The organism is Mycobacterium noviomagense, assembly GCF_010731635.1.
Taxonomy (GTDB): Bacteria; Actinomycetota; Actinomycetes; order Mycobacteriales; family Mycobacteriaceae; genus Mycobacterium; species Mycobacterium noviomagense.
The window spans coordinates 4,761,000-4,779,798 of sequence record NZ_AP022583.1; the positions used below are offsets into that span (position 1 = coordinate 4,761,000).

7 protein-coding genes and 2 pseudogenes are annotated in these 18,799 nt (G+C 66.7%); 3 read left to right on the top strand and 6 right to left on the bottom strand.

The genetic code is table 11. The annotated features are described in order from the left end of the window. Positions 1-30: 30 nt before the first annotated feature. Complete coding sequence (locus G6N15_RS22605; protein WP_083090007.1) at positions 31-798, bottom strand: SDR family oxidoreductase; 768 nt, start codon at positions 796-798, stop codon at positions 31-33. A 112-nt stretch (positions 799-910) separates the two neighbouring features. On the opposite strand from G6N15_RS22605, the gene G6N15_RS22610 reads away from it, so the two are divergent. Together G6N15_RS22610 and G6N15_RS22615 are read left to right on the top strand one after the other, a co-directional pair. Next, positions 911-1,882 (top strand): aldo/keto reductase, encoded by a 972-nt coding sequence (locus G6N15_RS22610; RefSeq protein WP_083090005.1) that lies wholly within the window; start codon positions 911-913, stop codon positions 1,880-1,882. 28 nt (positions 1,883-1,910) lie between these two features. Then, a complete protein-coding gene (locus G6N15_RS22615; RefSeq protein ID WP_163748231.1) occupies positions 1,911-3,167 on the top strand; it encodes a cytochrome P450 in 1,257 nt (418 codons plus the stop codon). On the opposite strand, the gene G6N15_RS23440 is transcribed toward G6N15_RS22615, so the two are convergent. The 3 genes and pseudogenes from G6N15_RS23440 to G6N15_RS23885 all read right to left on the bottom strand — a co-directional run. Beyond that, entirely contained in the window at positions 3,168-4,340 is a 1,173-nt protein-coding gene (locus G6N15_RS23440) for a pyridoxal phosphate-dependent aminotransferase (protein ID WP_264019276.1), read from the bottom strand. An 18-nt stretch (positions 4,341-4,358) separates the two neighbouring features. Beyond that, a pseudogene (locus G6N15_RS23650) lies at positions 4,359-14,555 on the bottom strand (amino acid adenylation domain-containing protein); the annotation flags it as partial. A 9-nt stretch (positions 14,556-14,564) separates the two neighbouring features. Next, positions 14,565-17,325: pseudogene (locus tag G6N15_RS23885) on the bottom strand (condensation domain-containing protein); the annotation flags it as partial. A 78-nt stretch (positions 17,326-17,403) separates the two neighbouring features. Between G6N15_RS23885 and G6N15_RS23890 the strand changes: the two are divergent. Continuing rightward, positions 17,404-17,616 carry a hypothetical protein gene (locus tag G6N15_RS23890; protein WP_408632419.1) on the top strand — a complete coding sequence of 71 codons (213 nt, stop codon included), beginning with the start codon at positions 17,404-17,406 and terminating at the stop codon, positions 17,614-17,616. 71 nt (positions 17,617-17,687) lie between these two features. On the opposite strand, the gene G6N15_RS23895 is transcribed toward G6N15_RS23890, so the two are convergent. Together G6N15_RS23895 and G6N15_RS23900 are read right to left on the bottom strand one after the other, a co-directional pair. After that, positions 17,688-18,542: an AMP-binding protein gene (locus tag G6N15_RS23895; protein WP_163748235.1), complete on the bottom strand. Its 855-nt coding sequence runs from the start codon at positions 18,540-18,542 to the stop codon at positions 17,688-17,690. Positions 18,543-18,588: 46 nt separating this feature from the next. Further along, complete coding sequence (locus tag G6N15_RS23900) at positions 18,589-18,762, bottom strand: AMP-binding protein (protein ID WP_232070311.1); 174 nt, start codon at positions 18,760-18,762, stop codon at positions 18,589-18,591. Positions 18,763-18,799: the final 37 nt, after the last annotated feature.

Genomic DNA, 18,799 nt, shown 5'->3' on the forward strand with positions numbered 1-18,799 from the left:
TTGCTGCGGAAACCGGTCGATTGCCCGCGGCTACGCCTGACCGGAATCCAGAAACGCCGCCGGGCTGGCCGGTGCGCCTCGGGCAACCACGAGCGGCATCGACGTCGAAGCATCGGTGCGCAAGATCGTATGCACAACGTCGATGAGGTCCTCGACGGGCATCAACTTGCCGGGCATGCAGCCGCGCGACAACCAAAGCGGGTACGCCTGTTTGGCCAACTCGAGATCCCAGCCGCTGCTCATTCCCGTTTGGCCGTCACCCTCGCCGCCGGGGCATTCCCCGACGATGAGGCAGGTGAAGCCGATGTCGGGGTGCTCGGCCCGCCATGCCTCGACGAGTCGCTCCAGCGCTGCCTTGCTGACGCCATATGCGCCCAGGCCCGGCCACGGCGGCCCGAAACTGCCTGCGTCAGAAGAAAGATAGACCGCCTTGCCTGCCGAGGCCGTCAAGTGCGGCACGGCCGCGGCAGTGGCCAGCGCCGCGCCTATGACGTTGGTGTCGAAGATGCGCCGCCAGGTTTCGGCGTCGGTATCGACCATGCGGACGAGCGGCCCGATGGCGGGCGTGTAGACGAGGTTGTCGATGCCGCCGAGCGCATCGGCGGCCGCGGTGACCGCCGACCGGCACGACGCCTCGTCGGTGACGTCGCATTCGATGGCGAGAGCGCCGTGTCCGGCATCTTTCGCCGCCGCTTCGATGCGCTCTCGGCGCCGGGCGAGAAGCGCGACCTGATCACCTCGCTGCGCAAGCCCGACCCCGATGCAGCGCCCGAGCCCGCTCGAGGCGCCGATCACCACCGTCCGTGACATTTCCGCCCTCTCCTGTAACGAGCCGCTGCAGGCACAGCGTATCGGCCGTCGGGTGGACATTCGCGTCGGGCGTGCTGGCCATGTCAGTACGGTGGGGCATATGAAATACCTGGACGTCGACGGAGTCGGGAAAGTCAGCCGGATCGGGCTGGGCACGTGGCAGTTCGGATCGTTCGAATGGGGCTACGGGGACAGTTATGCCTCCGGCGCGGCCCGTGACATCGTTCAGCGCGCCCTCGCCTTGGGGGTGACGCTGTTCGATACCGCCGAGATCTACGGACTCGGGAAAAGCGAACGGATCCTCGGCGAAGCACTCGGTGACAAGCGCGCCGACGTTGCGGTGGCCAGCAAGATCATGCCGGTCGCGCCGTTTCCTCCCGTGGTCAAGCAACGTGCCCGCGCCAGTGCGCGGCGGCTGCGGCTCGATCGCATCCCGCTCTACCAGGTCCACCAGCCCAACCCGGTAGTCCCCGATTCGGTGATCATGCCCGGGATGCGCGAACTGCTGGACAGCGGCGTCATCGGCGCGGCTGGCGTGTCGAACTATTCGCTGTCACGTTGGCAGAAGGCCGACGCCGCGCTCGGGCGTCCGGTCATCAGCAACCAGGTGCATTTCTCGCTCGCCCATCCCCAGGCGCTCGACGACCTGGTCCCGTTCGCGCAGCGCGAGAACCGCATCGTGATCGCCTACAGCCCATTGGCGCAGGGCCTGCTGGGCGGCAAGTACGGCGTCGAGAACCGGCCCGGTGGCGTCCGCGCCGTCAACCCGCTTTTCGGCACGGAAAACCTGCGTCGCATCGAGCCGCTGCTGCAGACGTTGCGCGACGTCGGCGCCGAGGTCGACGCGAAGCCGGCACAGGTGGCGCTGGCCTGGCTGATCAGCCTGCCGGGCGTCGTGGCCATTCCGGGGGCGTCCAGCGTCGAGCAACTCGAGTTCAACGTGGCCGCCGCCGATATCGAGCTGAGCGCCGCGGCCCGCGACGCGCTCACCGACGCGGCGCGTGCGTTCCGACCAGTCCCGGCCAGGCGATTCCTTACCGATATGGTCCACGAGAGGGTGTTGCGTCGCTGATCAGACCGTTTGAGTAGAGGGCGTTCGGGTGAATCAGCAAGGTGTGTCCGACTACCCGTCCGGCCGGTTGAACGGGCGGTCGCCGGTTTGGGCGCCTGACGCAACAGCTACCGACCCGGCCGATCCTGCTTTTCACGCCGCGCCCAATCGATTTGACATGTGGCGGCGGCGCCGCGAGCATCCGGTTGCGTGGACGGAATCGGCCGCCTACGGCGGGTTCTGGTCGGTTACCAGCCACGGCCTGGCACGCGAAGTGCTGCAAAACCCTCGGCAGTTCGCGTCGGGCTCGGGCATGCGTCTGGGCGCCAATGCCCGGGCGGTTGCATTGGCTTCGGGAAGGATGCTGGTCGTGACCGACGGTGCCAGTCATCGCAGATTGCGCGCCGCGCACTCGGCGTGGCTGTCGAGTTCGGCAATTGACCGAATGCATTCCGCCATCGAGGACGACATCGAGCACCTGCTTGGCGAGCTGATTGCCGGCGGTGGCTCGTTTGACGCCGTCAAAGATCTCGGCGCCGTAGTAGCCCGCCAAGTGCTGGCACGAGTGCTGGGAATACCGCAGGCGGACTGGGCGAAACTGGGCAGACTGATCGACGCCGCCTACGCCACCAACGTTGCGCAGGACGCCGCCGAAGCCCACGGGGAACTATTCATGTACCTCGACGAGCTGCTTGCACAGCGTCGGGCTCGTCCACAGGACGACTTCGTCACCGCGCTCTCGCAGACAACCGTTGACGGCCGCACGCTCACCGACGACGAGATCTTGCTCAACTGCGACGGCATGCTCACCGGCGGGCTGGAAACGACTCCACTCGCGGTATCGGGCGCGATGGTGGCTTTCGCCCAGGATCCCGATTGCTGGCAGCGGCTGCGCGAGCATCCGGAGCTCCTCAACTCCGCTGTGGAAGAGATCCTGCGGTGGACGTCACCCCCGGGCCACGTGCTGCGGACCGCCACCGCCGAGATATCCCTGGGCGACGCCCAGATTCGCTCAGGCGACCGAGTCGTGCTGTGGATACCGTCCGCCAACCGTGACGAAGCGGTCTTCCCCGACGGGGAGCATTTCGTGCTGGACCGCCAACCCAACCCACATCTGTCCTTCGGCGGCGGTCCGCACTACTGCGTCGGCGCGGTGTTGGCCCGCCTCGAATTACGCTGTCTGCTAATGGTTTTGACGCGCAACGTCGCTTCGATCGCTGTGACCGGCCGCGAGGACCTCCGGCACTCGAACTTCCTGCACGGCCAAGAGGTCGCCGAAGTGACCGTCGCGCCCGCCCGGCAGTAGCTAGTGCCCGTTGCGGAGCGCTGCAAGTCGCCTGATTGCCTCGTCGAGTGTGTCGTCGCGCTTCGCGAAATTAAAGCGCACCAGGTGATTCCACGCCGCGGCATGTTCGGCTGCCGGGTCGCAGTAATCCGACATCGGCATCGCAACCACGCCCACCTTGTCCGACATCGCCGCGCAGAAGGCCGTGCTGTCGTCGTAACCCAACGGACGCGGGTCCGCACACAGGAAGTAGGTGCCGGCGCTGTGGTGCACGTCGAAGCCGATCTCGGTCAAGGCTGTCGTCAGCCGGTCCCGTCTGGCCCGCAGTAGCTTTCGGCGCATACCGACCCAGTCGTCGCCCGTGTTCAATGCCAACGCCACCGCGGGCTCAAACGGCGCGCTGCCGACGTAGCTCAGGTGCTGTTTGGCGGCCCTCAATCCGCCGATGAGTCTGGCTGGGCCGCAGGCCCATCCTATTCTCCACCCGGTGCAGTTGAACGCCTTCGACGCGCTCGAGACGGTGACCGTGCGCTCGGCCATGCCGTCGACGCCGGCCAGCGGCAAGTGGCGATGCTGGGGCGAGTACGCCAGGTGCTCATAGACCTCGTCGCTGATGACCAACAGGTCGGCGTCCACTGCGATCTGTGCAATGGCCTCGACTTCGTCCGCGGTCAGCACCATGCCCGTGGGGTTATGCGGTGAGTTGACGATCAACGCCCTGGTTCGCGGTGTCACCGCGCGCCGCATCGCGTCGACGTCGAGGGCGAAGCCGCGCCCGTCGGGCACCAGCTGCACGAGCACGCGCCGCGCACCGGCCATCGCCACCACCGGCGAGTACGAGTCGTAGAACGGCTCGACCATCAGTACCTCCGAGCCCGGCTCGACCAGGCCTAGCACTGCCGACGCGATGGCCTCGGTGGCCCCGACCGTCACCAATACCTCAGTGTCCGGGTCGTATTCGATGCCGAAGTGCCGCTTCCGCTGGGCAGCGATGGCCTGCCGCAGCGCCGCGATGCCCATCCCGGGTGGGTACTGGTTGCGACCCCCGGCGATCGCCTCTTGGGCGGCCTTCAGCATTGCGGGCGGCCCGTCCTCGTCGGGATATCCGATGCCGAGATCGATCGCGCCGACACGCGCGGCCAGCGCCGACATGTCGTTGAACACCGGGGCTGCATACCGTTGCAGTCGCGACACCGCCCCGGTGGCCGGGCGCTCGCCGTCAACGACCGCGGGCACCAACGACTGTTGAAGTTGCTTGCCGTACATTCCGGCCGATTCGGCCGTCAGCAGTTCTTGGTGCGTGCAGTCGATCGGGTGCACGGTGATGTTGCCGCCGACATATGGCCGCCAACTGTTCAGCAGAGACGAACTGCGGTCGCTCAAATCCCGTACGGCCGCAACTATCGTGAGGTTGCCGCCGAAAACCCGGGGTTCATGGGCTCGATACAGCGCGACATTTGTATTGAGGTTGTGCACAAGCAGCTTCAGAAGCCGCTTGTAGTGACGAAGGTCGACGGCTTCTCGCCCGCGAAGGAGTTCTTCGACCTGTTCGTACGTGAGCGGCTCATCCTGTTCGGGAATGCTGACGTCGTAGAACCGCAAGACTTCTTCCAACAGGTGCGTCTCGTCTAAAGCCTGGTTTGACGTGCTGACGCTGCTGTCGAGAGCGGGTTGAGCATCGAGAAGGACAAGGCGTGTGCTCAAGTGTCCGCGACGCTGCAGCTCGACGGCGACTTCATGGGCGACAACACCGCCGAACGACCAGCCGAGCAGGTGATACGGCCCGGTCGGATAAGTCTCCTCGATTCGGTCGGCGTAGTTTTTCGCCATCTCCCGAATCGACTGAGGTTCAGGCTCATTGGGCTGCGGGGCTTGCTGAATTCCGATGATCGGGCAGTCCAGGTGAGTGCCGAGAGCCCGGTAGGGCCAACTTACGCCGGCCGCCGGGTGAATACAGAACAGAGGAACGCCGGTGCCGCTCTTCAGAGTCTGAACCGGAGCGACTTCTGGCCCGGAGGCGATATCTGTTTGCAGCCGCTGAGCCAAACTCCTGACCGTGGGCGCCTCGAACACGGTGGGCACCGAAACACTGGTACCCAGTGCGGTGTTGGTGGCGGCGATCAGGCGCATGGCTGAAATGCTGTCGCCGCCCAGGTCGAAGAAGGAGTCGTCGATGCCGACGCGTTCCACGCCCAGCGTTTCGGCGTAGATGCCCGCCAACATCTCTTCGACGGCGTTGGTCGGGGCGCGATACTCCCGCTGTATTCCGGTGGGGCAGGGCGCGGGTATCGAGTTTGCCGTTGGGCGTCAACTGCAATGCGTCGAGGGCCACCACCGCGGCCGGGATCATGTACTCCGGGAGCCGATCAGCGAGCTTTCGGCGGATGCCCGTCGGGTCGGCCGACCCGGTGATGTAGCCGACCAGCCGCTTGTCGCCGGGGCGATCCTCGCGGGCGATCACCGCCGCCTGTTCCACATCGTCGATGCTTGCCAGTGCCGCCTGGACCTCGGACAGTTCGATGCGGTAGCCACGAATCTTGACCTGCTCGTCGGCGCGGCCGACATAATCGAGCTGCCCATCGGCGCGCCAGCACACCAGGTCCCCGGTCCGATACATCCGTGTTCCGGGCGCTCCGGCCCCGGCGAAGGGGCAGGCCACAAACCGCGACCCCGTCAAACTGGACCGGCCCACATAGCCGTACGCCACCCCGGCGCCGGCGACGTACAACTCCCCGACCACCCCGGGCGGCACCGGATGCAACCAGGCATCGAGCACAAACAACGCCGACCCGGTCACCGGCGACCCAATCGGCACCGGCCCCGAGCCAGCGGTCAATGGTGCGCTCATCGCCGCATACACCGTGATTTCCGTTGGCCCGTAGGCGTTGACCATCACCCGTCCCGGCGCCCACCGATCCACCACTTCAGCTGGACAGGCCTCACCACCGACGAGCAACGCGACCGAGCCCAACCCCTGCGCCGAGAGTGCCGCCACCGCCGACGGGGTCTGGGTCAACACGCTGACCTGTTCGGCGACCAGCGCCTCGTGGAACTCCTGCGGGGCCGGTCACCTCCTCGGGCACCACGACGAGCCGCCCACCATGCAGTAGCGCACCCCATATCTCCCACACCGAGAAATCGAACGCGTACGAATGACACTGGGTCCACACCTGTTCCGGCGGTAGCCCAGCCGTCAACGAGTTGACGAGATGCGCCAGGTTGCGGTGACTGATTGCCACTCCTGGGCACGCCCGTGGTGCCCGACGTGTAGATGATGTGCGCGATGCCGTCGGGGTCGGGCACCGACAACGCCGTGCTGGGCTGGCTGTCAACAGCAGGGTCATCGACTGTGATGACCGGCAAGCCATGCCCGTTCACCCGATCGGCCAACGCAGCGGTGGTCAGTGCGGCGATCGGCGCAGCATCGGAGAGCACGAACCCGATCCGCTCGGCGGGCAACACCGGATCGACCGGCACATAGGCCGCCCCGGTCTTGAGCACCGCCAGGATCGACACCACCGCTTCCACTGAGCGCGCAAACAGCAGCGCCACAGAATCTCCCGGCCCCGCGCCGCGGGCAACGAGCTGATGCGCCAACCGATTCGACGCCTCATCAAGCTGCCGATAGGTCATCGAGCGGCCCCGCCACCCGACCGCCACCGCATCCGGGGTACGCCCCACCTGCGCGCCGAACAACACCACAACCGACAACGCCGCGGCGGGCTCCGTCAAGGCGGCCCAGTTACCCAGTACACCCAACTGGGCCCGCTCGCTGTCGTCGAGCAGATCGACAGATGACAATGCCTGCGTCGGATCCGCAGTCATCGCCACCAACACCCGCTGCATCCGCTGGGTGAGGGAGTCGATGCGTACCGCGTCGAACACGTCGGTGTCGTACTCGAGACGAATGCTGAGTTCGTGCCCTGGCGTGGCTTGCACGGTCAGCGGGTAGTGGTTGTATTCGCGGACGGCGAACTCGGTGACGGCCAGCTCGTCGGCACTGGCCAGCCCGGCGGTGTCCAGCGGGTAGTTTTCGTAGGCGAAAAGAGTGTCGAACAGTTGCCCGTGGCCGCTGATGCGGTGAATCTCGTTGAGCGCCAAGTGCTGATGCTCGAGTGTGTCGTTGTTGGTGCTTTGCAGCTGGGCCAGCAGTTCTGCGGTGGTGGTTGTCGCTGTGATGCGCGCCCGCACCGGCACCGTGTTGATCAACAGACCGACCATGGACTCCGCGCCGACCACCTCTGCCGGCCGGTCTGAGACCGCCGTCCCGAACGCGACATCATGCTGACCGGTCAGCCACGTCAGAACCTGCGCGAACGCGGCCTGCAGCACGGTGTTGACGGTGGTGTGGCACGAGCGGGCCAGCTCGCTGACGGCGCTCGTGGTGGCGGCAGGCACCCGGAACGACTCCGCGCCGCGGGCGCCGAGGGCCAACCGATTTCGAGGGCCCACCAATGTCGGGGTGTCGAAGCCGGCCAGCACCTTGCGCCAAACCTCTTGCGCGGCAACCAGGTCGCGATCGGCCAGCCAGGTAACAAAGCGACGGTACGGAACGGCCGCGGGCAGTTGCTGCCCGTAATAAGCGGCGAAGATCTCTCCCAGCAGGATCGGCATCGACCAGCCGTCGAGCACGATGTGGTGATTGGTCAGGACAAGCCGGTGCCGGCCCCGCGCGACGCGGACCAACGCAGCCCGAAATGCCGCCTGGTGGGCCAAATCGCAGACGGCGGCGCGTTCAGCGGCGCAGATCTGCTGAACCTGGTCTTCGGCATCGACGCCGTCCAGCTCGACATAGCGCCACGGCACCGAGGGTTCGGGGGGAATGATCTGCACCGGTTCCTCGAACTGGCCGCAGAACCGGGCCACCAGGTTGGGGTGCCGGTCGATCACGGTGTGCAGCGCATCGCGCAGGCGATGTGGGTCGAGCCGGCCGCTCAACGTGATCGCCAGTTGCACTGCGTAGATGTCGTCGCTGCCCTGGGCGCTGTCCGCGTGATAGAGCAGTCCCTGCTGCAGCGGGGTCAGCGGCAACACATCGGCGATCTGGTATTGCTGCTGCAATTGGTCGATCTCGCGTTGCCCGAGCCGGGCCGGGACGATGTCCGACGGCGTCAACCCGCCGCCACCGGCTCGCACATGCGCGCAGATTCCGGCCAAGGCGGCGAACCATGACCGGCTCAACCGGCTGATTTGCGCTTCGTCGAGCACCGACTGCGCCCACGTCCAATCGGCATACAGTCGCGTGCCGGCCTCGGTCTCGACGGTCCCGGCGTTGAGTTCCACGGTGTGCGCCAACGGCATCGGTACCGCTGCGGCCGCCGCCGCTACCGACACGTTGTCCTGGGAAATACGCCAGCCTTCGCCAACCGCCTCGGCGGCCGCGCCGCCCATCCGTCCCAGGTAGTTGAACCCGATCACCGGATCGGACACCGACAGATGCACGTCGGGGTTCAAATACCGCAGCACGCCATAGGTCAGACCGTCGGGCAGGCAGCGAAGCTGTTCTTTGGCGTCCTTGACCAACGCCCCCAGTGCGTCCTCGCCGCCCGCTACCTGCGCCCAGTTCAGCCGGCCGACCGTCAAAGCAACCGGGTGTTTGATGGTGAACCAGCCCACGGTGTGCGACAAGTCGATGTCGGGGCCCAGTTCTTCGTGGCGGCCGTGACCCTCCACGTCGATGCCGATCGGCGCGCTGCCGTTGCCCACGAATTCGGCGACGGCCAAAGCGAATCCGATCAACAAGATCTCGTGCAGCCCAGCGTGAAACGCCGCCGCCACCTCGTCGAGCAGGATCCGGGTGGTCTCGGCGTCCAGCGACACCGTCAAATGCCCGGCGCTTGCATAGGTGTCCAGTTCGGGTTGCCCGGCCGGCAGCGCGGTCGAGGCCGCAGCAACCTGCTTCCAGGCTTCGGCCTGCGCCACGATTTCGGGGCGGTGCGCATACTCCGTCAAAAGCGAGGCCCAGCGGGCGAACGACGTCCCCCACGCCGGTAACGCCACGGGCTCACCGGCCCGGTGCTGGGCCCAGGCGGTATTGAGGTCTTCCAACAACACCCGCCACGACACCGCATCGAAGGCCAAGTGGTGAATGATCAACGCCAGCTGGCTTGTCGAGCGCACCCACAGCGCGCTGAGCATCGCCCCGTCAACCGGATTCAGCCGCGACCGCGCCTGTATCAGCGCCTCGTCAGACAACATGTCGACGGCGTGCAGGCAAGCACGCGCATCGACCGATCCCGGCTCGGGCACTGTCAACAGCCAGCCGCCCGCTCCGTCGTCGTCGGCGCGCGCCCGCAGCATGGCGTGCCGATCCAGCAAGGCCTGCAACAGCGTCATCACGTCGGCCTCGCCGGCATCCGCGGGGGCTTGCAGCAGCATCGTCTGGTTGAACTGCTCCAGCGGGCCGTCAATGCTGTTCAACCAGCGCATGATTGGGGTCGCAGGTACCTCGCCCACACCTTCGTCGACCACGCCGGCCTCACCGTCCGCCACCGCGGCCACTCGGGCCAGCCGGGCCACGGTCTGCTCCACAAAGACCTCGCGCGGACGACACGCCAGGCCGGCTGCACGCGCACGTGCCACCACCTGCATCGACGAAATGCTGTCCCCGCCAAGGTCGAAGAAGGAGTCGTCGACGCCGACGCGCTCGAGCCCGAGCACCTCGGCGTAGATGGCGGCTAGGATCTCTTCGACCGCATTGGTCGGTGCCCGATAGCGGCCCGCGGAGTATTCGGGTGCCGGCAGCGCGGGTGTCGAGTTTTCCGTTGACCGTCAACGGCAAACTGTCGAGTGCCATCACCGCGGCGGGGATCATGTAGGGCGGCAGCCGGTCGGCAAGCTTGGTGCGTATTGCGTTCGGGTCGGCGGTGCCGGTGATGTAGCCGACCAGGCGCTTGTCACCGGGCGGTCTTCGCGGGCGATCACCACTGCCTGCTCGACACCGTCCAAACCGGTTAGGGCGGCTTGGATTTCGCCGAGCTCGATGCGGTAACCGCGGATCTTGACCTGCTCATCAGCACGGCCCAAATAATCGAGCTGCCCATCGGCACGCCAGCGCACCACATCCCCGGTCCGATACATCCGTGTTCCCGCACCGCCGAACGGACACGCCACAAACCGCGATCCGGTCAGCCCGGACCGGCGCACATAGCCGTAGGCCACCCCGCGGCCGGCCACGTACAACTCGCCGATTACTCCAGGCGGTACTGGCCGGAGCCAGCCGTCCAGCACGAACAACGCCGACCCTGCCACCGGCGAACCGATCGGCGGCACTCCCGAGCCGGGTGTCAACGGCGCGCTCATCGACGCGTACACGGTCGCTTCCGTGGGGCCGTAGGCGTTGACGACTACCCGCCCGGGCGCCCACCGGTCCACCAGCTCGGCAGGGCAGGCCTCACCACCGAGCAGCAAGGCCACCGGGCCCAGCCCGTCGGGTGACAGCGCTTTCACCGCGGACGGCGTCTGGGTGAGCACGCTGACCTGTTCGGCAACCAGCACGTCGTGGAAGTCGTCCGGTGAACCTGCCACCGACTCGGGCACGACCACCAGCCGCCCGCCACCGAGCAGCGCAGCCCAGACCTCCCAGACCGAGAAGTCGAAAGCGTACGAATGACATTGCGTCCACACTTGTTCCGCCGACAGATGGGCTGGCAGCGACTCAGCCAGATGCGCCATGCTGTGGTGGGTGACCGCTACCCCCTTGGGCACCCCGGTGGTGCCCGAGGTGTAGATGACGTAAGCGATGTCATCGGGGGCGGCCGCGGCCATTGCCGTGCTTGGTTGGCTTTGGATCGCGGGATCGTTGACATCGACGATCGCGAGGTCGTGTGCGGCCAGTCGCTCACGCAGGCCGGCAGTGGTGATGGCGACGACGGGCGCGGCATCGGTGACCATGAAGTCGATCCGCGCGGCCGGCAGCACCGGATCGATGGCCAGGTACGCTGCCCCGGTCTTCAGCACCGCCAGCATCGCCACGATCGCCTGCGCTGAGCGCTCCAGCAGCAATGCCGTGCACTGTCCCGGAGCGGCACCCTGGTCAGTGAGCAAGTGCGCCAACCGGTTAGAGGCCTCGTCGAGCTCCCGGTAGGTCATCGAGCGGCCGTCGTGGCGGATCGCCACCGCTTCGGGGGTGCTCGCCACCCGCTCGGCGAACAACACCGGAATTGAGACCGCAGGTGGTTCAGGGCGCGTCAGCGTCGCGCGGTTGCCGAGCTCGTCGAGATGGATGCGCTCGGCGGGATCGAGCAGATCCATCGACGAAAGCCGTTGGGTGGGATCGGCGGTCATGGTGAGCACCACCCGCTCGAACCGATCGAGGAGTGATTCGATGCTGGCCGCGTCGAACATGTCGGTGCGAAATTCGACCGCCCCGCCGATTCCGGCGGGCTCACCGGCCTCGGTCCATCGTTCGGTCAGCGAAAACGTCAGGTCCATGCGGGCGGTGCGCGTGTCCACCGGTACCGGTGTTGCCTCGAGTCCGCCTAGGGCCAGTCCCGTGGCGGAATCATTGTGCTGCCAGGGGAAGTTCTGCCACGCCAGCATGACCTGAACCAGCGGGGAATGGGTCAGGCTTCGGGTGGGTTGAGCCGCTCCACCAGTACCTCGAAGGGCACGTCTTGGTGCTCGTAGGCGGCCAGGCTGCGGGCACGCGTCTGGGCCAGCAGCTCGTCGAAGCTGGGATCACCGCCCAGGTCGACCCGCAGCACCAGGGTGTTGACGAAGAATCCGACCAATTCGTCGAGCGCCGGATCACGGCGCCCGGCGATCGGGAAGCCAACGGCCACATCGTTGCTGGCGCTGAGCTTGGACAGCAGGAGGGCCAGCGCAGCCTGGATCACCATGAAGCTGGTCGCATTGTGTTGACGGGCCACGCGAGCAACCTGCTGCTGCACTGCGGTCGGCCAGTTGACCGCGACACTGGCGCCGCGCTGGTCGGCAACCAGCGGGTAGGGCCGATCGGTGGGAAGTTGCAGCCGCTCGGGCATCCCGACCAGAGCGTCTTCCCAATAGGCCAGCTGCTCGGCGATGGGGCCCTGGTTATCCGTCAGGTCGCCGAGGATTTCGCGCTGCCACAGGGTGTAGTCGATGTACTGCACTGCCAGCGGCGCCCAGCCGGGAGCCTGTCGTGCGCACCGGCTGCTATAGGCCACTCCCAGATCCCGCAGCAGCGGGGTGATCGACCACCCGTCGGCGGCGATGTGGTGCACCACAGCGACCAGCACGTGTTCGTCATCGGTTAAGCGGAAAAGCCTCGCCTGGACGGGGATTTCGGCTTCCAGCTCGAACCGGTAGCCAACCATCGCGTTGACGGCCTCATCCAGCCGGCTTGGCGGCCACCCGCTGGCATCGATGACCTGCCAGCCGAAGTCGGTTTGTCCGGCGGGCACCACGAGCTGCCGGGGTATCCCGTCGGGCGCCGCAAAGGTCGTGCGCAGGCTCTCGTGGCGACCGACCACATCGGCCAGCGCTTGGCCCAGCGCGTCGGCATCCAGGTGGCCGTGCAGCCGCAACGCGGCGGACATGTTGTAAACCGGTGAGGGGCCTTGCAATTGGTCGATGAACCACAGCCGCTGCTGGGCGAACGACAATGGCACCACTGCCGGCCGTGGTCGCGGCGTCAGTGGCTCCAGCTGGCCGGCACCGCTACGGATCCGGGGCGCCAACTGGGCCACCGTCGGTGCCTCAAACACGGCGCGCACCGAAACGGCGGCATCCAGGCCGGTGTTGATTGCGGCGACCAGACGCATGGCTGAGATGCTGTCGCCGCCGAGGTCGAAGAAGTCGTCGATGCCGACGCGGTCGACTCCGAGTACTTGGGCGTAGATGCCGGCCAGCATTTCTTCGACCGCGTTGGTGGGGCGCGATACCGGCCGGCGAGGTATTCCGGTGCCGGCAGGGCGCGGGTGTCGAGCTTGCCGTTGGGGGTCAACGGCCACGCCTCGAGCACCACCACCGCGGCCGGCACCATGTGCGCCGGCAGCCGCTCGGCCAGCGCGGCGCGAAGCTCGGCCGGATCGGCGGCGCCGGTGATGTAGCCGATCAGGCGCTTGTCGCCGGGGCGGTCTTCGCGGGCGATCACCACCGCCTGCGCCACACCCTCGCACGCCGCTAGGGCGGCTGGATTTCGCCGAGCTCGATGCGATAGCCGCGGATCTTGACCTGCTCATCAGCACGGCCCAAATAATCGAGCTGCCCATCGGCACGCCAGCGCACCACATCCCCGGTCCGATACATCCGTGTTCCCGCACCGCCGAACGGACACGCCACAAACCGCGACGCCGTCAACGCAGCGCGGCCCGCATACCCGCACACCCCGGCACCGGCCACATACAACTCACCGACCACACCGCGGGCACCGCACGCAACCACCCATCGAGCACGAACAACGCCGCCCCGGCCACCGGAGAACCGATCGGCGGGGTCCCCGACCCGGGGTCAACGGTGCACTGATCGCCACACATCGTGGTCTCGGTCGGCCCATAGGCGTTGACCATCACCCGATTCGCCGCCCAGCGATCCACCACCTCAGCCGGGCAGGCCTCACCGGCCATCACCAACGCCGTCGACTCCAAACCCTCAGCCGCCAACATCGCCACCGCCGACGGCGTCTGAGTCAGCACATCCACACGCTGGTCAACCAGCAAGGCGTGCAACTCATCTGGCGCACCGACCACCGCATCGGGCACCACCACCACCCGGCCACCGCGCAGCAGCGCACAAAGATCTCCCACACCGAAACGTCAAACGCCAACGAATGACACTGCGACCACACCCCGCCACCGGCAGGCCCGCATCCAACGACCCCAACAACTGCGTCACATTGCCGTGGTGACCGCCACCCCTTGGGCACCCGGTCGTGCCCGAGGTGTAGATCACATACGCGATCGCCTCCGCACCCGGCGCCGGCAGTGCCGTACCGGGTTGCGCATCGATGGCCGGGTCATCGATGTCGACGACGGCCACCTCGTGCCCATCGAGCCGGCCGGCCAACTCAGCGTTGGTGATCACCGCTACCGGCGCGGCATCCGACAGCACAAACCCCAGCCGGGCCGCCGGCAGACCCGGGTCGATCGGCACATAGGCCGCCCCGCTCTTGAGCACCGCCAGCATCGCCACGACCGCCTCGACCGAACGCGACACCAACAGCCCCACACACTGCCCCAGCCCCGCGCCCTGCCTAACAAGCATGTGCGCCAACCGGTTCGACGCCTCATCAAGCTCACGGTAAGTCAACGAGTAGCCCTCGGAGCTGACCGCCACCGCCCCCGGCGCACCCACCACCCACTCACCAAACAACACCGGAACCGACACCGGCGTGGCCGCCGGTGCACTCAACACCGCCCGGTTACCGACCGCATCCAAACGCGCCCGCTCAGACTCATCGAGCAGATCCAGCGACGAGAGTGCTCGCGTCGGATCGTCGGTCATCGCCACCAACATGCGCTGGAGCCGCTCGGTGAGTGTCTGGACGGTCGCCGCGTCGAACACATCGGTGTCGTATTCGAAGCGGAAGCCCAGTTCTTTTCCGGGCGTGGCTTGCATTGTCAGCGGGTAGTGGTTGTATTCGCGGCTGCGGATTTCGGTGATAGCCAGGCTGTGGTCGCCCGTCAACGCAGCGGTGTCTATCGGATAGTTCTCGTAGGCGAATACGGTGTCGAACAACTGCCCATGACCGGTGGCACGGTTAATCTCGTTGAGCGCCAAGTGTTGATGCTCGAGCGTGTCGTTGCTCGAGTTTTGCAGCTGGTCGAGTAGGTCTGCGGTGGTGGTCGACGCGGTGATGCGCGCACACCGGCACGGTGTTGATGAAAAGGCCCACCATCGAGTCCGCGCCTGCCAGGTCGGGTGGCCGGCCCGAAACCGGCGTGCCGAAGGCGACGTCGTGCTGACCGGTCAGCCACATCAGCAGCTGTGCCCACGCGGCCTGCAGAACGATGTTGACGGTGGTGTGGCACGAGCGCGCCAACTCGTTAACGGCCCGCGTGATGGCCGGGGACACCGGAACGATTCGACGCCGCGGGCGCCGCCCTAGCCGATCCGGCGGACCGACCAGTGTCGGGGTCTCGAAGCCGGCGAGCACCTCGCGCCAAACCGCTTGTGCCGCATCATGGTCACGAGCGGCCAGCCAGGTAACAAACCGGCGGTACGGGACTGGTGCGGGCAGTTGCTGACCGTAATAGCCGGCGAATATCTCGCCCAGCAAGATCGGCATCGACCAGCCATCCATCGCGATGTGGTGATTGGTCAATACGAACCGGTGGCGGTCGGAGGCGGTGCGGATCAACGCCGCCCGAAACGCCGGCTGATGGGTCAGATCGCAGACAGCGGCGCGTTCGTCGGCGCATACCTGCCGGACCTGGTCTTCGACGTCGCCGCCGTCGGGCTCGACATAGCGCCATGGGACGATGGGTTCGGCGGGAATGATCTGCACGGGTTCGTCGAACCGGTCGCAGAATCGGGCCACCAGGTGTGGGTGGCGGTTGCCTACTGCGTGCACCGCATCGCGCAGGCGATGCTCGTCGAGGGGCCCTGTCACGGTGAAATCGATTTGCACCGCGTATAGATCGTCGTCGCTGCCTTGAGCGCTGTTGGCGTGGAAGAGCAGTCCCTGTTGCAGCGGCGTCAGCGGCAGGACATCGGCGACCTGGTATTGCTGCTGCAGTTCGTCGATCTGCTGCTGGCTCAACCGGGCCGGTGCGATATCCGAGGGTGTCAGCCCGCCTCCACCGGCGCGCACATGCGCGCAGATACCGGTCAGTGCCTGCAACCACAAGCGGCTGAGTTCGCTGACGGCGGCGTCATCCAGTGCCGACGGTGCCCAGGTCCACTCGCCGTATAGCTGGGGTCCCGCCTCGGTGTCGACGGTGCCGACGTTGAGTTCGACGGTGTGCGCCAAGGGCATTGGTATCGCCGCGGCCACACTGGACACCGAAACGCTTCCTTGGGAGAGCTGCCATCCCTGGCCGGTCGTGTCGCCGGCAGACCCTAGGCGTCCCAGGTAGTTGAAACCGATGGGCGGATCCGGCTCTGCGAGATTGATGTCGGCGTTCAGGTAACGCAGCAGACCGTAGGTGAGCGGGTGTGGCAGGGCTCGAAGCTTCTCTTTGGCGTTCTTGATCAGCGCCCCGAGTTCGCCGTCGCCGGCGGTTACCTTCGTCCAGTCCAGCGCGCCGATCCTCAATGCCACTGGGTATTTGGTGGTGAACCAGCCCACGGTGCGCGACAAGTCGATGTCGGGTCTCAGTTCCTCGTGGCGGCCATGCCCTTCGACGTCGATGCCGATTGGCGCGCTGCCGTCGCCAGCGAACTGCGCGACCGCCAAACCCAATGCGATCAACAAGATCTCGTGCGCCCCGGTGTGGAAGGCCGCCGACGCCTCACCAAGAAGGATTCCGGTATTTTCGGTATCCAGTGAAACCGGCATATGGCCGGCGCTTTCATAGGTGTCTGATTCGGGCTGCACCGCGGGCAACGTCGTCGATGCTGCCGCCACCCGCTTCCAAGCATCCGCCTGCTCCACCACCTCGGGTGCGTGCGAGTGCTCGCTCAGCACTTCTGCCCACCGCGCAAACGACGTTCCCCACGCGGGCAACGCCACTGGCTGGCCGGCCCGGTGTTGAGTCCAGGCAAGGTTGAGGTCCTCGAGCACGATCTGCCACGACACCGCGTCGATGGCCAGGTGGTGAATGATCAACGCCAGCTGGCGTGTCGAGTCCACCCACAACGCGCTGAGGATCACCCCGGCGGCCGGGTTGAGCCGCGAGCGCGCCCGTATCAGCGCCTCGTCGGACAACGTATCGACGGTATGCAGGCAGTTAGCGGCTTGGACGGACCCCGGCTCTTGCACAGTCAGGGTCCAGCGCCCGTCGCCGTCGTCGTTCACGCGTGCGCGCAGCATGGCGTGCCGATCCAGCAACGCCTGCAACAACACCACCGCGTCGGCCTGGGTACCTCCCGGGGCCTGCACCAGCACGGTCTGGTTGAACTGGTCGACCGGACCGTCAATGCTGTTCAGCCAGCACATGATTGGGGTGGCGCTCACCTCGCCCACCCTCGTCGATCGGGCCACCAGCGCCGGATGTCTCGACCACCCGGGCCAACCGAGCCACGGTCTGCTCGACGAACACATCGCGCGGCCGACATACCAGACCCGCAGCACGCGCGCGCGCACGACTTGCATGGCTGAGATGCTGTCGCCGCCGAGGTCGAAGAAGGAGTCGTCGATGCCGACGCGGTCGACTCCGAGTACTTGGCGTAGATGCCGGCCAGCATTTCTTCGACCGCGTTGGTGGGGGCGCGATACCGGCCGGCGAGGTATTCCGGTGCCGGCAGGGCGCGGGTGTCGAGCTTGCCGTTGGGGGTCAACGGCCACGCCTCGAGCACCACCACCGCGGCCGGCACCATGTGCGCCGGCAGCCGCTCGGCCAGCGCGGCGCGAAGCTCGGCCGGATCGGCGGCGCCGGTGATGTAGCCGATCAGGCGCTTGTCGCCGGGCGGTCTTCGCGGGCGATCACCACCGCCTGCGCCACACCTCGCACGCCGCTAGGGCGGCTGGATTTCGCCGAGCTCGATGCGATAGCCGCGGATCTTGACCTGCTCATCAGCACGGCCCAAATAATCGAGCTGCCCATCGGCACGCCAGCGCACCACATCCCCGGTCCGATACATCCGTGTTCCCGCACCGCCGAACGGACACGCCACAAACCGCGACGCCGTCAACGCAGCGCGGCCCATACCCGCACGCCACCCCGGCACCGGCCACATACAACTCACCGACCACACCGCGGGCACCGCACGCAACCACCCATCGAGCACGAACAACGCCGCCCCGGCCACCGGAGAACCGATCGGCGGGGTCCCCGACCCGGGGGTCAACGGTGCACTGATCGCCACACACATCGTGGTCTCGGTCGGCCCATAGGCGTTGACCATCACCCGATTCGCCGCCCAGCGATCCACCACCTCAGCCGGGCAGGCCTCACCGGCCATCACCAACGCCGTCGACTCCAAACCCTCAGCCGCCAACATCGCCACCGCCGACGGCGTCTGAGTCAGCACATCCACACGCTGGTCAACCAGCAAGGCGTGCAACTCATCTGGCGCACCGACCACCGCATCGGGCACCACCACCACCCGGCCACCGCGCAGCGCACCAAAGATCTCCCACACCGAAACGTCAAACGCCAACGAATGACACTGCGACCACACCCCGCCACCGGCAGGCCCGCATCCAACGACCCCAACAACTGCGTCACATTGCCGTGGTGACCGCCACTTTGGGCACCCCGGTCGTGCCGAGGTGTAGATCACATACGCGATCGCCTCCGCACCCGGCGCCGGCAGTGCCGTACCGGGTTGCGCATCGATGGCCGGGTCATCGATGTCGACGACGGCCACCTCGTGCCCATCGAGCCGGCCGGCAACTCAGCGTTGGTGATCACCGCTACCGGCGCGGCATCCGACAGCACAAACCCCAGCCGGGCCGCCGGCAGACAGGGTCGATCGGCACATAGGCCGCCCCGCTCTTGAGCACCGCCAGCATCGCCACGACCGCCTCGACCGAACGCGACACCAACAGCCCCACACTGCCCCAGCCCGCGCCCTGCCCAACAAGCATGTGCGCCAACCGGTTCGACGCCTCATCAAGCTCACGG

Coding starts and splice junctions, on each gene's coding strand:
- G6N15_RS22610 (WP_083090005.1), top strand. CDS start 911: ATGAAATACCTGGACGTCGACGGAGTCGGGAAAGTCAGCCGGATCGGG.
- G6N15_RS23890 (WP_408632419.1), top strand. CDS start 17,404: ATGCCGGCCAGCATTTCTTCGACCGCGTTGGTGGGGGCGCGATACCGG.
- G6N15_RS23900 (WP_232070311.1), bottom strand. CDS start 18,762: ATGCTTGTTGGGCAGGGCGCGGGCTGGGGCAGTGTGGGGCTGTTGGTG.